This window comes from Streptomyces sp. NPDC048650 (assembly GCF_043199095.1).
Taxonomy (GTDB): domain Bacteria; phylum Actinomycetota; class Actinomycetes; order Streptomycetales; family Streptomycetaceae; genus Streptomyces.
Window position 1 is genome coordinate 586,958 of the sequence record NZ_JBICVM010000005.1, and the last position, 15,886, is coordinate 602,843.

1 pseudogene is annotated in these 15,886 nt (G+C 73.2%); it reads right to left on the reverse strand.

Annotated elements, in window-relative coordinates:
- Positions 1 to 2 precede the first annotated feature (2 nt).
- Positions 3 to 15,866: pseudogene (locus ACGFML_RS17890) on the reverse strand (amino acid adenylation domain-containing protein); the annotation flags it as partial.
- Positions 15,867 to 15,886: the final 20 nt, after the last annotated feature.

Sequence of the window (15,886 nt, forward strand, 5' to 3'; positions counted from 1 at the left end):
GGTCAGTCCTCCTGATGGGAAAGGGTGGTGTCGCCGGCGTCGCCGGTGACCTCGGCGATCCTGGTGGCCAGGATCGGTCCGATCTGGGCCAGCGATCCCGCTTGGGTCATCTGGTCGTGCCGGGTGGTGATCTCGTGCGATTCGATCCGGCCCGTGATGTACGGGCGCCAGACCTCCGGACCGGCGTCGTCGTGTCCCCGGTCGATCGTGGAGTTGAACAGCAGCAGGTCCCCGTCGTACCTGCCGGGGACGAAGTCGACCGCCAGCTTCGCGTTGTTGATCATGATCTGGACGATCACCTCGACCTGCCGCTCGTTCAGGCCGGCCAGCGCGCTGCCCCGCCGGTTCAGCACCTCGGCGACCTCGGCGTAGGTGATCTCTTGGTCGCCCAGCTCGTCCGGGTCGACGTCGAGCACCCCGACGAGCACGTCCCGCACGGTGGGCACCGGCTCCTCCTCGAACCGCACGTCCTTCACCGGGTAGGCGTCCAGGATCGCCAGCAGCGCGGTCCGTTCGCCGCGGGCCTGCAGTTCGCAGGCCAGCGCGTGGGCGATCAGCCCGCCCGCGGACCAGCCGAGCAGCAGGTACGGGCCCTGCGGCTGGATCTTCTGGACGTGGTCGGCGTAGTCGGCCGCCATCTCCTCGTAGGACATCGGCAGGGGTTCGGGGCGGCCGAGGCCGCGCGCCTGGATCGCGTACACCGGGTGCTGCGGACCGAGGTGGTTCAGCAGCCCGCTGTAGGACCAGCTGATGCCGCCGCCAGGGTGGACGCAGAACAGCGGTGTGCCCGTCCCGGTCGAACGCAGCGGCAGCAGCACGTCCAGCGCGTCGTCCGGACCGTTCATGGCCAGGTGTTCGGTGAGCCCGGCCACGGTCGGCGCCTCGAACAGCAGGCGCAGTCCCAGCTCCAGGCCGAGGGTCTCCCGGACCCGGGAAGCCAGCCGGGCGGCCAGGAGCGAATGCCCGCCCAGATCGAAGAAGCCGTCGTCGATGCTCACCTGCTCCCGGCCGAGGACCTCGGCGAACAGGCCGCACAGCAGTTGTTCCTGCGGCGTCCGGGGCCCGCGTCCGGCGCCCGACGCCCCGTAGTCGGGGGCGGGCAGGGCGGCCCGGTCGAGCTTGCCGTTGGCGGTCAGCGGCAGCGTGTCCACGGTGACGAACGCCGCCGGCACCATGTAGTCGGGCAGTTCGCGGCGCAGCCGGCCGGCCAGCTCGGCCGTCCCGGGTGCGCCCTCGGGCGCGGGCACCAGGTAGGCGACCAACCGCTTGTCTCCCGGCCGGTCCTCACGGGCGACCACGGCCGCCTGGGCGACGCCCGGGCAGCCTGTCAGGACGGCCTCGATCTCCCCGGGCTCGATCCGCAGACCGCGCAGCTTGACCTGGTGGTCGACGCGTCCGGCGAACTCCAGCGTGCCGTCGGGGAGCCACCAGGCGAGGTCGCCGGTGCGGTACATACGGCTCCCGGCCGGCCCGTACGGGTCGGCGGTGAAGCGTTCCGCTGTCAGGCCGGGCCGGCCGAAGTAGCCGCGGGCCACGCCTGTCCCCGCGAGGTACAGCTCGCCGACCATGCCCGTCGGCACCGGCCGCAGCCGGTCGTCGAGCACGTAGGCGCGCATGTTCGCCATCGGCCCGCCGATCGGCACGGTCGCGGCGTTCTCGGGGAGGTCGTGCACAGGGTGGCAGGTGGCCAGGGTGGTGGCCTCGGTGGGCCCGTAGCCGTTGACCACCTCGATGCCGGGGCAGGCCGCGAGCACCCGGGCGGCGGCGGCCGGGGAGACCACGTCGCCGCCGGTCCACACCTCGCGCACCCTGGCGAGCACGCCCGGTCGCTCCTCGGCGACCAGCCGGAACAGTCCGGCGGTCAGCCACAGTCCGGTCACCCCGTGCGTGGTGATCGTGTGCTGCAGCAGGTCGAGGTCGAGCTGCTCGGGCGGTGCGACCACGACCCGGCCGCCGTTGAGCAACGGCACCCACAGCTCGTAGGTCGAGAGGTCGAAGGCCGTCGGGGAGTGCATCAGCACCCGCTCATGTCCGCCGCCGCGCCATTCGGGGGTCAGCGCCAGGCCCACCACGTCCCGGTGGGTGACGGCCACGCCCTTGGGCCGTCCGGTCGAGCCGGAGGTGTACATGATGTACGCCACCTGCCCTGGTTCGCAGGAGACGTCGACGTCGGACGGGTCGACAGCCGCGGACCGCATGAGTGCGGCGAGCACCTCCGGGGTGAGCACCAGGGCGGCTCCGCTCTCCCGCAGGATCAGGTCGATCCGGGAGGAGGGGAAGCGGGAGTCCAGCGGTACGTAGGCGCCGCCCGCCTTGACGATCGCGAGGATCGCCACGACCAGCTCCGCCGAGCGGTCCATCAGGACCGCGACCGGCGTCTCCGGCCGTACGCCCTGGCGGATCAGCGCCCTCGCCAGGCGGTCGGCCCGCAGGTCGAGCTCCGCGTAGGTCAGCTCGGTGCCGCCCGCCACGACCGCGACCGCGTCCGGGTTGGCCCGCACCTGGCGGGCGAACAGCTCCGGCACCGAGGCCGACGGCAGCTCCGCCGCCGTCTCGTTGAACCCGTACAGCAGCCGGTGGCGTTCGGCGTCGGACATGAGGTCGATCCGGCTGATCGGCCGGTCCGGGTCGGCGACCGCCGCGCGCAGCAGGCGGGCCCAGCGCTCGAACAGCAGCTCCACCGTGGACGCGTCGAACAGGTCGGTGGCGTACTCCACCGCGCCGACCAGACCGTCGGCGCCGCCGTCCGGGCGGAACTGCTCGGCCAGGCTGAACGTCAGGTCGACCCGTGAGGTCCCGGTCGGCGCCTCCAGGTGGCCTGTCTCCAGCCCTGGCAGCGTGAACTCGCCGAGCGGCGCGTTCTGCAGGGCCAGCATGATCTGGAACAGCGGGTGGTGGGCCAGTGACCGTACCGGGTTGGCCACCTCGACCAGGTACTCGAAGGGCACGTCCTGGTGGTCGTACGCGGTGAGTGCCTTCTGCCGCACCCGGCCGAGCAGTTCGGCGAAGCCGGGGTCGCCGCTGGTGTCGGTGCGCAGCACCAGGGTGTTGACGAAGAAACCGACGAGCTCGTCCAGCGCCTGGTCGGTACGGCCGGCGATCGGGCTGCCGATCGGGATGTCCGTACCGGCACCGAGCCGGCTGAGGAGAGCGGCGAGGCCGGCCTGGAGCACCATGAACATGCTGGCGCCCCGCGCGGTGGCCAGGTCCCGCAGCGCCTGGTGCAGCTCGGGGTCCAGCTGGACCACGACCCGGTCGCCCAGCTGGGAGGCCACCGGCGGCCGGGGCCGGTCGGCGGGCAGTTGCACCTGCTGCGGGAGTGCCGTCAGCTCGTTCTTCCAGTAGGCCAGTTGCCGGGCGAACAGGCTGTCCGGGTCGTCGGCGTCGCCGAGCAGGTCGCGTTGCCAGCGGGTGTAGTCGGCGTACTGCACCGGCAGCGGGGACCACTGCGGCTCCTCGCCCCGGCAACGCGCCGCGTAGGCCGTCGCGAGGTCGCCGGAGAGCGGCCCCATTGACCAGCCGTCGGCGGCGATGTGGTGCACCACGACCAGCAGCACGTGCCGGTCGGGGGCGAGCGCGTAAAGCTCGGCCCGGATCGGCGGCTCCGCGGCCAGGTCGAAGCCGCGCCGGGCCGCTTCCGCCAGCCGCTCGGCCAGCCGGCGCTCGTCGAGTTCGACCACCGGCAGCGCCGGGTGTGCCTGCGTGGTGCTCAACACGACCTGGTACGGGACGCCGTCGGTCTCGCGGAAGACCGTCCGCAGGCTCTCGTGCCGGGCGATCACGTCCGCGAGCGCGGCGTGCAGGGCCGGCCGGTCGAGGCCACCGGTCAGGCTCAGCGCGAGCGGCATGTTGTAGGTGGCGCTCGGCCCGTCCATCCGGTGCAGGAACCACAGGCGGCGCTGGGCGAAGGACAGTTCCACGCGCTCCGGGCGGGGCCCGGCGGTCAGCGCGGGCCGCGCTGCTCCGGAACCGTCCAGGTGGGCCGCCAGTCCGGCCACGGTCGGAGTCTCGAACAGGGTCCGGACCTCCAGCTCAGCGCCGAGGGTCGCCCGGACCCTGGAGGCCAGGCGGGTCGCCAGCAGCGAGTGTCCGCCGAGGTCGAAGAAGCTGTCGTCGACCCCGACCTGTGCCAACCCGAGCACCTCGGCGAACAGCTCCGCGAGGAGCTGCTCCTGCGGGGTGCGCGGCGCCCGTCCGGCAGCGGCCGGACCGAGGTCGGGGGCGGGCAGCGCGCGGCGGTCGAGCTTGCCGCTGGCCGTCAGCGGCAGCGCGTCCAGCGCGACGAACGCCGACGGAACCAGGTATTCGGGCAGCCGCCCTTGCAGCCAGTTGCGGAGTTCGCCGAGGAGGGCGCCGGTGCCACGGCTGCCGGTCGGGCGGTTGGTCAGCGACGACAGCGCCCTGCCGGTGGCCCCGGCCGGCCGGTACGGCTCGACCGGCGAGCCGTGGAGCGCCCGCGGATCGGCGAGGACGACGTCCACGGCGTCGGCTGCGGTGGCCGACCAGGTGACGGCCACCGCGCGGCCGAACTCCCGCCCGAGGGCGTGGAAGTCCTCCGGGTCGGGGAGGTCGTTCGCCTCCGGGGCGTGCAATCGCTCCTGCAGCTCCGCGAGCGGCCCGTCCTCGTCCTGTACCGCCCGGGCCAGGGCGGCTTCCTCCACCACACGGCGGTTCGGCACCCCGGTGATCCGCAGCACCTCGGCGGGCGGCTGGGCGAGCAGCTCGCGCAGCCCGGCCGGGCCGGTGACCTGCCGCCCCCACGCCAGCTCGACGGACCGGCTCGGGGTCTGCGGGGCGACCGGCGGCTTGTGCAGCGTCACGTCGTAGCGGTAGCGGGTCAGTTCGTTGTGGTGGCGGCCGCGCTTGACCTCCACGGCCATCGTGCCGATGTCCGTGCCCTGCTCGTGCAGGACGGTGAAGAAGTCCGGGTCGACCAGGAGTTCCTTCTCCACCCTGAGAGCCTGCTCCACCGCGCGGCGCACGGCCGCGCGGTCGGCGCCGTCGCCGGCCCGGTGCAGCTCGACGGCGGTGGCCAGCGGGCGCAGCAGCCGCAGGTTGCGGACGTCGCCGACGAAGAGCGCGCCGCCGGGGGCGAGCAGCCGCATCAGTTTCCCGATCACGTCCGCGAGGTAGTCGGCGGACGGGAAGTACTGCACCACCGAGTTGATCACGATGGTGTCGAACCGCCCGGCCGGCAGCCCGTCGGTGTCGTGTGCCGGACGGGTCTGCAGCACCACACGCCCGTTCAGCCGCTCCTCTCCCGCCACTTGGGCGGCCAGCGCGTCGATCGCGGTGGCGGAGAAGTCGGTCGCCCAGTAGGCCTCGCAGTGGGGTGCGATCTGTGAGAGCAGCAGGCCGGTGCCGACGCCGACCTCCAGCACCCGGCGCGGGTTCAGGGCCAGGATGCGGGCCACGGTGGCATCCCGCCACTCCCGCATCTGCTCGACGGGAATCGGGCCGGCATCGTAACTACTGTTCCAGCCGACGAAGTTGTGGCCGAAGACCGCTTCGTCGGGGGCGATGGGCAGGGCGTCGTAGATGCCCTGCCACTCGCCCACGTGGTCCGCTTCCAGCCCGCTGTCCCGGGCTGCGTCCTGGTGCGGGACGACGTAGCCGACGAGCCGGTCGTGCTGGGCTGCGACGGCGGCCTGGGCGACGGCGGGGTGCTCGGCCAGGGCGGCCTCGACCTCGCCGGGCTCGACGCGGAAGCCGCGGACCTTCACCTGGTCGTCGGCGCGGCCGACGTACTCCAGCTGGCCGTCACTCAGTCGGCGCACCAGGTCGCCGGTGCGGTACATGCGCTCACCGGGTCCGAAGGGGCAGGCAACGAACCTCCCCGCCGTCAGGCCCGGCCGGTCAAGGTATCCGCGCGCCAGGCCCGCGCCCGCGACGTACAGCTCCCCCGTCACGCCCGGCGGCACCGGCCGCAGCCGATCGTCCAGCACGTACACACGGGCGTTGGCGATCGGCCGGCCGATCGGCGGCACGCCCGCCCCCGGGGACAGCGGGTCGCTCATGGTCGCGCACACCGTGGTCTCGGTCGGGCCGTACGCGTTGATCATCCGCCGTCCGGGCGCCCAGCGCTCCACCAGCTCCGGCGGGCACGCCTCACCCGCCACCACCAGCGTCGACACGGCCGCCGTGCCGTCCGGCACGGCGGCGAGGACGGACGGGGGCACCGTCACGTGGGTGGCGTCGAGGTCCGGGTCGGTCAGCGCGGCAAGCGGATCGGCGGCGGGGGGCAGCACCAGAGTGGCGCCGCCCAGCAGGGCGGTGAAGATCTCCGACACCGAGGCGTCGAAGCTGGGCGAGGCGAACTGGAGCACCCGGCTGCCGGGTTCGATCGCGAAGCGCTCGATCTGTCCGGCGACCAGGCTCGCCACACCGCCGTGGCCGACCACGACGCCCTTGGGCCGGCCGGTCGAGCCCGAGGTGTAGATGACGTAGGCCGGGTGCCGGATGTCGAGTGCGACCTCCGGGTCGGTGTCCGGCCAGTCGCCCTCGCCCACCATGGCGGGGTCGTCGACCACCACGGCCGGACGGGCGTCGTCCAGCATGAACGCGATCCGTGTCCGCGGGTAAGCCGGGTCCACCGGCAGATACGCCGCCCCGGCCTTCAGCACGCCCAGGACCGCCACCACCGACTCCACCGACCGCGGCAGGGAAACCGCCACCACCTGCTCCGGACCGACCCCCCGCGCGATCAGCGCATGCGCGAACCGGTTCGCCCGCGCATCGAGTTGCCGGTACGACAACTCGGTCCCGCCGCAGACCAGTGCGATCGCGTCCGGTGCCGCCGCCACCTGCGCCGCGAATGCCTGCGGCAGCGGGACGGCGTCCACGTCCCGGGCGGTCGCGTTGTCCCGTTCCAGCAGCCGGTGCCGCTCGTCGGCGTCGAGGAGGTCGATCCCTCCGATCGACTGCTCCGGGTCGGCGGTGACGGCCTCCAGCAGGAGCGTCCAGCGCCGGACCAGGGCGGCGACCGTCGAGCGGTCGAACAGGTCGGTGGCGTACTCGACCGCGCCGGCGATTCCGGCCGGGCTCCCGTCCGGACCGAACTGTTCGACCATGCTCACTCCGAGGTCGAACTTGGCGGTTCCGGTCGCGACCGCGTAGGTGGTGACTTCCAGGCCGGGCAGCGAGAAACGGCCCATCGGCGCGTTCTGCACGGCCAGAATGGTCTGGAAGAGCGGGTGGTGGGACAGTGAACGAGACGGGTTCAGCGCCTCCACCAGATGTTCGAACGGCACGTCCTGGTGTGCGTACCCCGACAGCGCCGTCTCCCGCACCCGGCTCAGCAGCTCTGCGAAACTCGGATCACCGCTCGTGTCGGTGCGCAGCACCAGCGTGTTGACGAAGAAACCGACCAGATCGTCCAACGCCTCGTCCGTACGCCCCGCGATCGGACTCCCGATCGCGATGTCCGTACCCGCACCCAGCCGCGTGTACAGCGCCGCCAACGCCGCCTGCAGCACCATGAACAGACTCGTCCCGGTGCTCCGCGCCAATTCCACCAGGGTGCTGTGCAGTTCGGCGTCGAGCTCCAGACCGATGTGGTCCCCGTGCCGGCCGGCGACGGCCGGGCGAGGCCGGTCGGCGGGCAGTTGCAGCAGCTCCGGAAGGTCGGCCAGCTGCCGCCTCCAGTAGTCGAGCTGCTCGGCGAACCGGCTCTGCGGGTCGGCGGCGTCGCCGAGCAGCTCGCGCTGCCACAGCGTGTAGTCGGCGTACTGCACCGGCAGGGCCGGCCGGTTCGCCGTACGGCCTTCGCAGCGGGCCGTGTACGCCTCGGCCAGGTCACGGGCCAGCGGCCCGGTGGACCAGCCGTCGGCGGCGATGTGGTGCATGACCAGCAGCAGCACGTGCTCGTCCGGCGCGAGAGCGAACAGCTCCGCCCGCAGCGGCGGCTCCGTCGCCAGATCGAAGGGCTGCCGGGCGAACTCGGCGAGCTGCTGCGGAAGTTCGCCCTGTGTCACGTCGGTCGGCCGAGCCCGGAGGCGGACCGCGGACGGGTCCAACACGCGCTGGCAGGGTACGCCGCCGACCTCCGGGAATACCGTCCGCAGGCTCTCGTGCCGGGCCACCACGTCGGCCAGCGCCTGGTCCAGGGCGAGGCGGTCGAGCGTTCCGGTCAGCCGCAGCGCCAGCGGGATGTGGTACGTCGCGGCGGCGGCATCCATGCGGTGCAGGAACCAGAGCCGGCGCTGGGCGAAGGACAGCGGCACCGTCTCGGGCCGCTCGTACGGGCTCATCGCCGGGCGTGCGCGGCCGGCCTCGGCCAGCGCCTCGGCCAGGCCCGCCACGGTGGGCGCCTGGAAGAGTGCGCGAAGCCCGAGTTCCACGCCGAGCACCGAGCGCACCCTGGCGGCCAGCCGGGTGGCGAGCAGGGAATGCCCGCCGAGCGCGAAGAAGTCGTCGTCGACCGAGACCCGCGGCACGCCGAGCACCTCGGCGAACAGCTCGGCGAGGATCTGCTCCTGGGGCGTGCGCGGCGCACGCCCGCTTGCTGCTTGGGCGGCTTCGGGTTCGGGCAGCGCCGCCCGGTCCAGCTTCCCGTTCGGCGTCAGCGGCAACGCGTCCAGCACCATGAAGGCAGCCGGCACCAGGTAGTCCGGCAGCCGCTCGCGCAGGTGCGCCGCCAGCTCCGCAGGACGGGCGGCCAGGTCGGGGCGGGCCACCACGTAGCCGACGAGCCGGTCGTGCTGGGCCGCGACGGCGGCCTGGGCGACGGCGGCGTGCTCGGCCAACGCGGCCTCGACCTCGCCGAGTTCGACGCGGAAGCCGCGGACCTTCACCTGGTCGTCGGCGCGGCCGGCGTACTCCAGCTCGCCGTCGGGCCGACGCCGCACCAGGTCGCCGGTGCGGTACATCCGCGCGCCCGCCGGCCCGAACGGGCAGGCCGTGAACCGTCCCGCCGTCAGGCCCGGCCGGTCCAGGTAGCCGCGTGCCAGACCCGGGCCGGCGACGTACAACTCGCCTACCACACCCGGCGGTACGATGCGCAGCCGCTCGTCCAGTACGTACGTCCGGAAGCCGGCGACCGGTCGCCCGATCGGTGGCACGCCCGCCCCCGGGGACAGCGGGTCGCTCATGGTCGCGCACACCGTGGTCTCGGTCGGGCCGTACGCGTTGATCATCCGGCGCCCGGGTGCCCAGCGCTCCACCAGCTCCGGCGGGCACGCCTCACCCGCCACCACCAGGGTGGTCGCCGTGAGCTCGGTGCCGTCCAGCGCGGCCAGGGCCGAGGGCGGCAGCGTCACGTGGGTGACGTCGAGCCGGCGGTCCGCCAGCGTCTCCAGCGGGGCCTCGGCGGGGGCCAGGACGAGGGCGGCGCCGGTGAGCAGCGCGCTGCACAGGTCCCAGAAGGACGCGTCGAAGCTGGGCGAGGCGAACTGGAGCACCCGGCTGCCCGGGGCCACACCGAGCCGGTCGACCTGCTCGGCCACCAGACCCGACACGCCGGCGTGGCTCACGACGACGCCCTTGGGCCGGCCCGTCGAGCCCGAGGTGTAGATGACGTAGGCCGGGTGCCGGACGTCGAGTGCGACCTCCGGGTCGGTGTCCGGCCAGTCGCCCTCGCCCACCATGGCGGGGTCGTCGACCACCACGGCCGGACGGGCGTCGTCCAGCATGAACGCGATCCGTGTCCGCGGGTACGCCGGGTCCACCGGCAGGTACGCGGCCCCGGCCTTCAGCACGCCCAGGACCGCCACCACCGACTCCACCGACCGCGGCAGGGAAACCGCCACCACCTGCTCCGGACCGACCCCCCGCGCGATCAGCGCATGCGCGAACCGGTTCGCCCGCGCATCGAGTTGCCCGTAGGTCAGCTCCACACCGCCGCAGACGACCGCGACCGCCTCCGGCGTAGCCGCCACCTGCGCCGCGAAAAGCGACGGCAGGCTCACCCGGGCCGCCTCGTCCTCGACGGCGGGCAGCAGCTCGGAGCGTTCCTCGGGGGACAGCAGGTCGATCCCGCCGATCGGCCGGTCGGGCGCGGCGGCGACCGCGGCCAGCAGCCTGGTCCACCTGGCGGCCATGGCCTCGACCGTCGCACGGTCGAACAGGTCGATGCTGTATTCGACCGCACCGCTGAGCCCGGCCGGCGCGCCGTCGGGCCCGTGCTCCTCCGCGAACCCGAAGGTCAGGTCGAGCCGCGCGGTCCCGGTGAGCACGGCCATCCCGGAGACCTGGAGGCCCGGCAGTTCGAAGTCGCCGCCCGGCGCGTTCTGCACGACCAGCCCGGTCTGGAAGAGCGGGTGGTGGGACAGTGAACGAGACGGGTTCAGCGCCTCCACCAGATGCTCGAACGGCACGTCCTGGTGTGCGTACCCCGACAGCGCCGTCTCCCGCACCCGGCTCAGCAGCTCTGCGAAACTCGGATCACCGCTCGTGTCGGTGCGCAGCACCAGCGTGTTGACGAAGAAACCGACCAGATCGTCCAACGCCTCGTCCGTACGCCCCGCGATCGGACTCCCGATTGCGATGTCCGTACCCGCACCCAGCCGCGTGTACAGCGCCGCCAACGCCGCCTGCAGCACCATGAACAGGGTCGCCCCCGATCGTCGTGCCAACTCCACGAGCGCCGCGTGCAGCTCGGCGTCGATCCGGAGTTCCAGCAGGTCACCGCTGTACGACATGACCGCCGGGCGCGGCCGGTCGGCAGGCAGCTGCAGCTGTTCGGGCAATCCGGCCAGCGTCCGTGTCCAGTAGGCGACCTGGCGGGCGAACGCGCTGTCCGCGTCGTCCTCGTCGCCCAGGATCTCGTGCTGCCAAAGGGTGTAGTCGCCGTACGTCACCGGCAGCGGTGGCCATGCCGGGGCCACGCTGCCCTGCCGGGAGGTGTAGGCGGTGGCCAGGTCACGGGCCAGCGGGCCCATGGACCAGCCGTCCCCGACGATGTGGTGCATGACCAGCAGCAGCACGTGCTCGTCCGGCGCGACAGCGAACAGCTCGGCCCGCAGCGGTACTTCCGAGGTCAGGTCGAAGCCGCGCACCGCCGCCTCACGGAGCAGGGCGGTCACCTCCGTCTCGCCGGCCGTGCGCACGGTCAGTGGGACGGCGACCTCGGTGGTGTCGAGCACCCGCTGGTGCGGAATTCCGTCCGTGTGCGGGAAGACCGTGCGCAGGGTCTCGTGCCGGGCCATCACGTCCACCAGCGCGGCGCTCAGCGCGGCCCGGTCGAGGTCTCCGGACAGCCGCAGGGCCAGCGGCATGTGGTAAGTGGCGCTCGGCGCCCCGAACTGCTGGAGGAACCAGAGCCGACGCTGCGCGAACGACAGCGGCATCGGTTCGCGGCGGGGCCGGGGCACCAGAGCCTGCCGCGCGGTTCCGGCGTCGTGCAGACCGGCCGCCAGCCCGGCGGGGGTCGGGCTACGGAACAGGGCGCGCAGCTCCAGTTCGGCCCCGAGGGTCGCCCGGACCCGCGAGACCAGCCGGGTGGCGAGCAGGGAGTGCCCGCCCAGCTCGAAGAAGTCCTCGTCGACCCCGACCCGCGCGATCCCCAGCACCTCGGCGAACAGCTCGCACAGGATCTGCTCCTGGGGCGTGCGCGGCGCACGCCCGTTTCCTGCTTGGGCGGCTTCGGGTTCGGGCAGCGCCGCCCGGTCCAGCTTCCCGTTCGGCGTCAGCGGCAACGCGCCGAGCAGCACGAACGCGGACGGCACCAGGTAGTCCGGCAGCCGTTCGCGCAGGTACGTCGCCAGCGTCGCCGCGGTCGGCCCGGTCGGCCCGGTCGCCCCGGTCGCGTCCGAGGGGACGACGACGTAGGCGACGATCCGGTCCTCCCGGGCGAGCACCGCGACCTGGGCTACGCCCGGGTGCGCGGTCAGCTCGGCCTCGATCTCGCCCGGCTCGACCCGGAACCCGCGCACCTTGACCTGGTCGTCGACCCGGCCGGCGTATTCCAGCTCGCCGCCGGCGCTCCAGCGCACCAGGTCGCCGGTGCGGTACATCCGCGCGCCCGCCGGACCGTATGGGTTGGCGACGAAACGCCCGGCGCTCAGTCCGGGCCGGTTCAGGTAGCCGCGTGCGAGCCCCGCTCCGGCCAGGTACAGCTCGCCCAGCACGCCGGGGGCCACCGGTCGCAGTGCCGCATCCAGCACATACGCCTGGCAGTTGGCGATCGGACGTCCGATCGGCACCGGCAGCGGGCAGTCGGCGGGGTCGGCCGGAAGCGCGTAGGCGGTGACCACATGGGTCTCGGCGGGCCCGTAGTGGTTGTGCAGCACGCGGCCCGGCCGGCGGGCCTGGAAGCAGCGCACGGCACTGCCCAACCGCATCGCTTCTCCGGCCTGCGCGACCAGCCGCAGGTGCGGCAGGTCCAGCCCGGCCTCCTCGGCGGCCTCGGCCAGCGCCTCGACCACCAGGTTCGGCGCGAACAGCTCCTCGACCCGGTGCCGGTCCAGCCAGTGAGCGAACAGTTCGGCACTGCGGCGCTGCTCTTCGGTCGGCACCACGAGGGTCTTGCCGTACAGCAGCGCGGAGAGCATCTCCTGCACCGAGACGTCGAAGCTGATCGCGGTGAACTGCGCGGTGCGCGTGCCGGGTTCACCACCGACGGCCCGGTGGTGCCACGACAGCAGGTTCAGCAGTCCGGCGGCGGGCATCGTCACGGCCTTGGGCCGGCCGGTGGAACCGGAGGTGTAGATGACGTAAGCCGGGTGCCGGGTGTCCGCGGGGGCTGCCGGGTCGTGCTCCGGCTGCCGTCCGGACGGCGTGACGGCCGCGAGGTCGTCGAGTACCACGGCCGGACGCGCGTCCTCCAGCATGTACGCGATGCGGGCGGCCGGGTAGTCCGGGTCGATCGGCAGGTACGCCGCGCCCGTCTTGAGGACCGCGAGGACGGCGACCACCAGCTCGGCCGAACGCGGCAGCCGCAGGGCGACGACCTGCTCCGGGCCCACGCCGCGCGCGATGAGCGCGTGGGCCAGGCGGTTGGCCCGACGGTTCAGCTCGCGGTAGGTCAGCACGGTGTCCTCGAACAGCACCGCCGGGCCCTCCGGAGTCGCCCGGACCTGCGCCTCGAACAGCGCGGGCAGGGTGGCATCGGGGGCGGGGCAGGCGGTGTCATTACGGGCGACCAGTACCTCGCGCCGCTCCTCGGCGGTGAGGACGTCGATCCGGCTCAGCGGCCGCTCCGGCTCGGCGACCACCGCCGCCAGCAGCCGCAGCCACCGGGCGACCAGTGCCTCCACCGTGGCGGGGTCGAACAGGTCGGTGCTGTACTCGACCCGCCCGACGATGCCCTCGGCCGGCCCGCCGGTGCCGCCGCGCTCCAGCAGGTGGAAGCCGAGGTCGAACATCGCCGTCGGCGTCCGCACCAGGACGATCTCGGCGGTCAGACCGTTCAGCTCGAACTCGGTGCGGGGCACGTTCTGCAGCGCGAGCAGCACCTGGAACAGTGGCTGCCGGGTGAGCGACCGGGACGGGTTGAGGGCCTCGACGACATGCTCGAACGGCAGGTCCTGGTGTGCGTATGCGCCGAGCGCGCCCTCCCGGACCCGGAGCAGCAACTCGGCAAACGACGGGTCGCCGCTGGTGTCCGTGCGGAGTACCAGCGTGTTGACGAAGAACCCGACGAGGTCGTCCAGCGCCTGGTCGGTCCGGCCGGCGATCAGGCTACCGACCGGGATGTCCGTGCCCGCACCGAGCTTGTCCAGCAGCGATGCCAGGGCGGCCTGCAGCACCATGTACACGCTGGCGCCGTGCTCCCGGCCCAGCCGGACCAGACCGGCGTGGAGTTCCGCGTCCAGTTCGATCGCCAGGTGGCCGCCGGAGCAGGAAGGGGTCGCGGGGCGGTGGCGGTCGGCGGGGAGCCGGATCTGCTCCGGCAGGTCCGCGAGCGTCCGCGTCCAGTAGGCCGTCTGACGGACGAACAGGCTGTCCTCGTCTGCCGCGTCGCCGAGCAGCCGGTTCTGCCACAGGGTGTAGTCGGCGTATTGCACGGGCAGGGGCGCCCACTGCGGCTCCTCGCCCCGACGGCGTGCCGCGTACGCGGTGGCCAGATCGGCGGCCAGCGGGCCCAGCGACCAGCCGTCACCGGCGATGTGGTGCATCACCAGGAGCAGCACGTGCTCGTCCGCCGAGACCTCGAACACCGTGGCGCGCAGCGGCGGTTCGGCAGCGAGGTCGAATCCGCGAGCCGCGGCCCCCGCCAGCAGTCCCGGCAGGGCCGGCTCGTCGGCCGGGATGACCGACAGGCTCGGGCGCGCCTCTCCCGCGGCCAGCACCCGCTGGTGGGGCACGCCGTCGGTGGCCGGGAAGACCGTGCGCAAGGTTTCGTGCCGGTCGGCGAGGTCGCTCAGCGCCGCCTCCAGAGCCGCCAGGTCCATCGGCCCCGAGAGCCGCCACGCGAGCGGCATGTTGTAGACCGAGTCGGCGCCCTCCAACTGGCGCAGGAACCAGAGCCTTCGCTGAGCGGACGACAGCGGCACCAGCTCAGGCCGCTCCGCCCGCCCCAGGGCGAGTCGGGCCCGGTCCGCGCCGCCCAACCCGGCGGCCAGCCCGGCCACGGTCGGGGTGCGGAACAGAGCGGGCAGGGCCAGCTCCACGCCCAGCGTCGCTCGGACCCGGGCCACCAGCCGGGTAGCGAGCAGGGAGTGCCCGCCGAGATCGAAGAAGTCGTCGTCGACACCGACCTGGGGCAGGCCCAGTACCTCGGCGAACAGCCCGGCCAGCACATGTTCGTGAGGAGAGTGCGGTGCCCGGCCGGCCGGCGTCGCGGTGGACTCGGGCTCGGGAAGGGCGCGCCGGTCCAGCTTGCCGTTCGGGGTCAGCGGCAGAGCGTCGAGGGAGACGAACGCGGCCGGCACCATGTACTCCGGCAGCCGCTCACGCAGGTGCGCCCGCAGGTCCTCCGGCCGAACCTCCGCCCCGGTGGCGGTCTGCAGGTAGGCGACCAGACGGGGGCCCTGCGCCCGGTCCTGCCGGACGATCACGGCGGCCCGCGCGATCCTCGGGTGCTCGGTGAGGACGGCCTCGATTTCGCCGAGTTCGATCCGGAAGCCGCGGACCTTGACCTGGTCGTCGGTGCGGCCGAGGAATTCCAGGTTTCCGTCCGGGTTCCATCGCACCAGGTCACCCGTGCGGTACATCCGCGAGCCGCTCGGACCGAACGGGTCCGCCACGAACCGCCCCGCGGTCAGGCCCGGCCGGTTCAGGTAGCCGCGCGCCAGCCCCGCACCGGCGATGTACAGCTCACCCGGCACACCGGCCGGCAGCGGTCGCAGGGCGCCGTCGAGCACATGCAGCCGGACGCCGCCGAGCGGTCGGCCGATCACTTGGCGCGGACTCGACTCCAGCGGCGCGACGACCGAGTCCACCGTGCATTCGGAGGGCCCGTAGTAGTTCAGGGAGAACACCCCATCGGCCGCCCGCAGCCGCTCCCACAGCTGCGCCGGAACGGTCTCCCCGCCCAGTCCGACCACCGTCGGACGCCACCGCGGGTCGTCCAACAGGCCGTGCTCGACCAGGACCTGCAGGTACGACGGGGTGCCGCCGACCGTGTCCAGCCCGGCCCGCACGGCGTAATCGAGGTAGGCCTCCGGGTCGGACCAGGTCGCCTCGTCCAGGACGTGCAGCTCGTGGCCCGCGAAGAGTGCGAACAGCTGGTCGCAGGAGCCGTCGAAAGACACGGACGTGGTCAGCCCCACCCGCATCCGCTTCCCCGTCCGGAAGACCAGCGGACACTGGTTGGCGAACAGGTTGACCAGGCCGCTGTGTGTCGCCAGGACTCCCTTGGGTTTGCCGGTGGAACCCGAGGTGTAGATGACGTAGACGGGGTGGCTCGGATGGACGGCCACCATCGGGTCGACCGCCGGGTAGCCCGCCATCAGGGCGGCGGTCTCCGGCTCGTCGAGCACCAGGCGGTCGACAGGTCCGCCGTCGG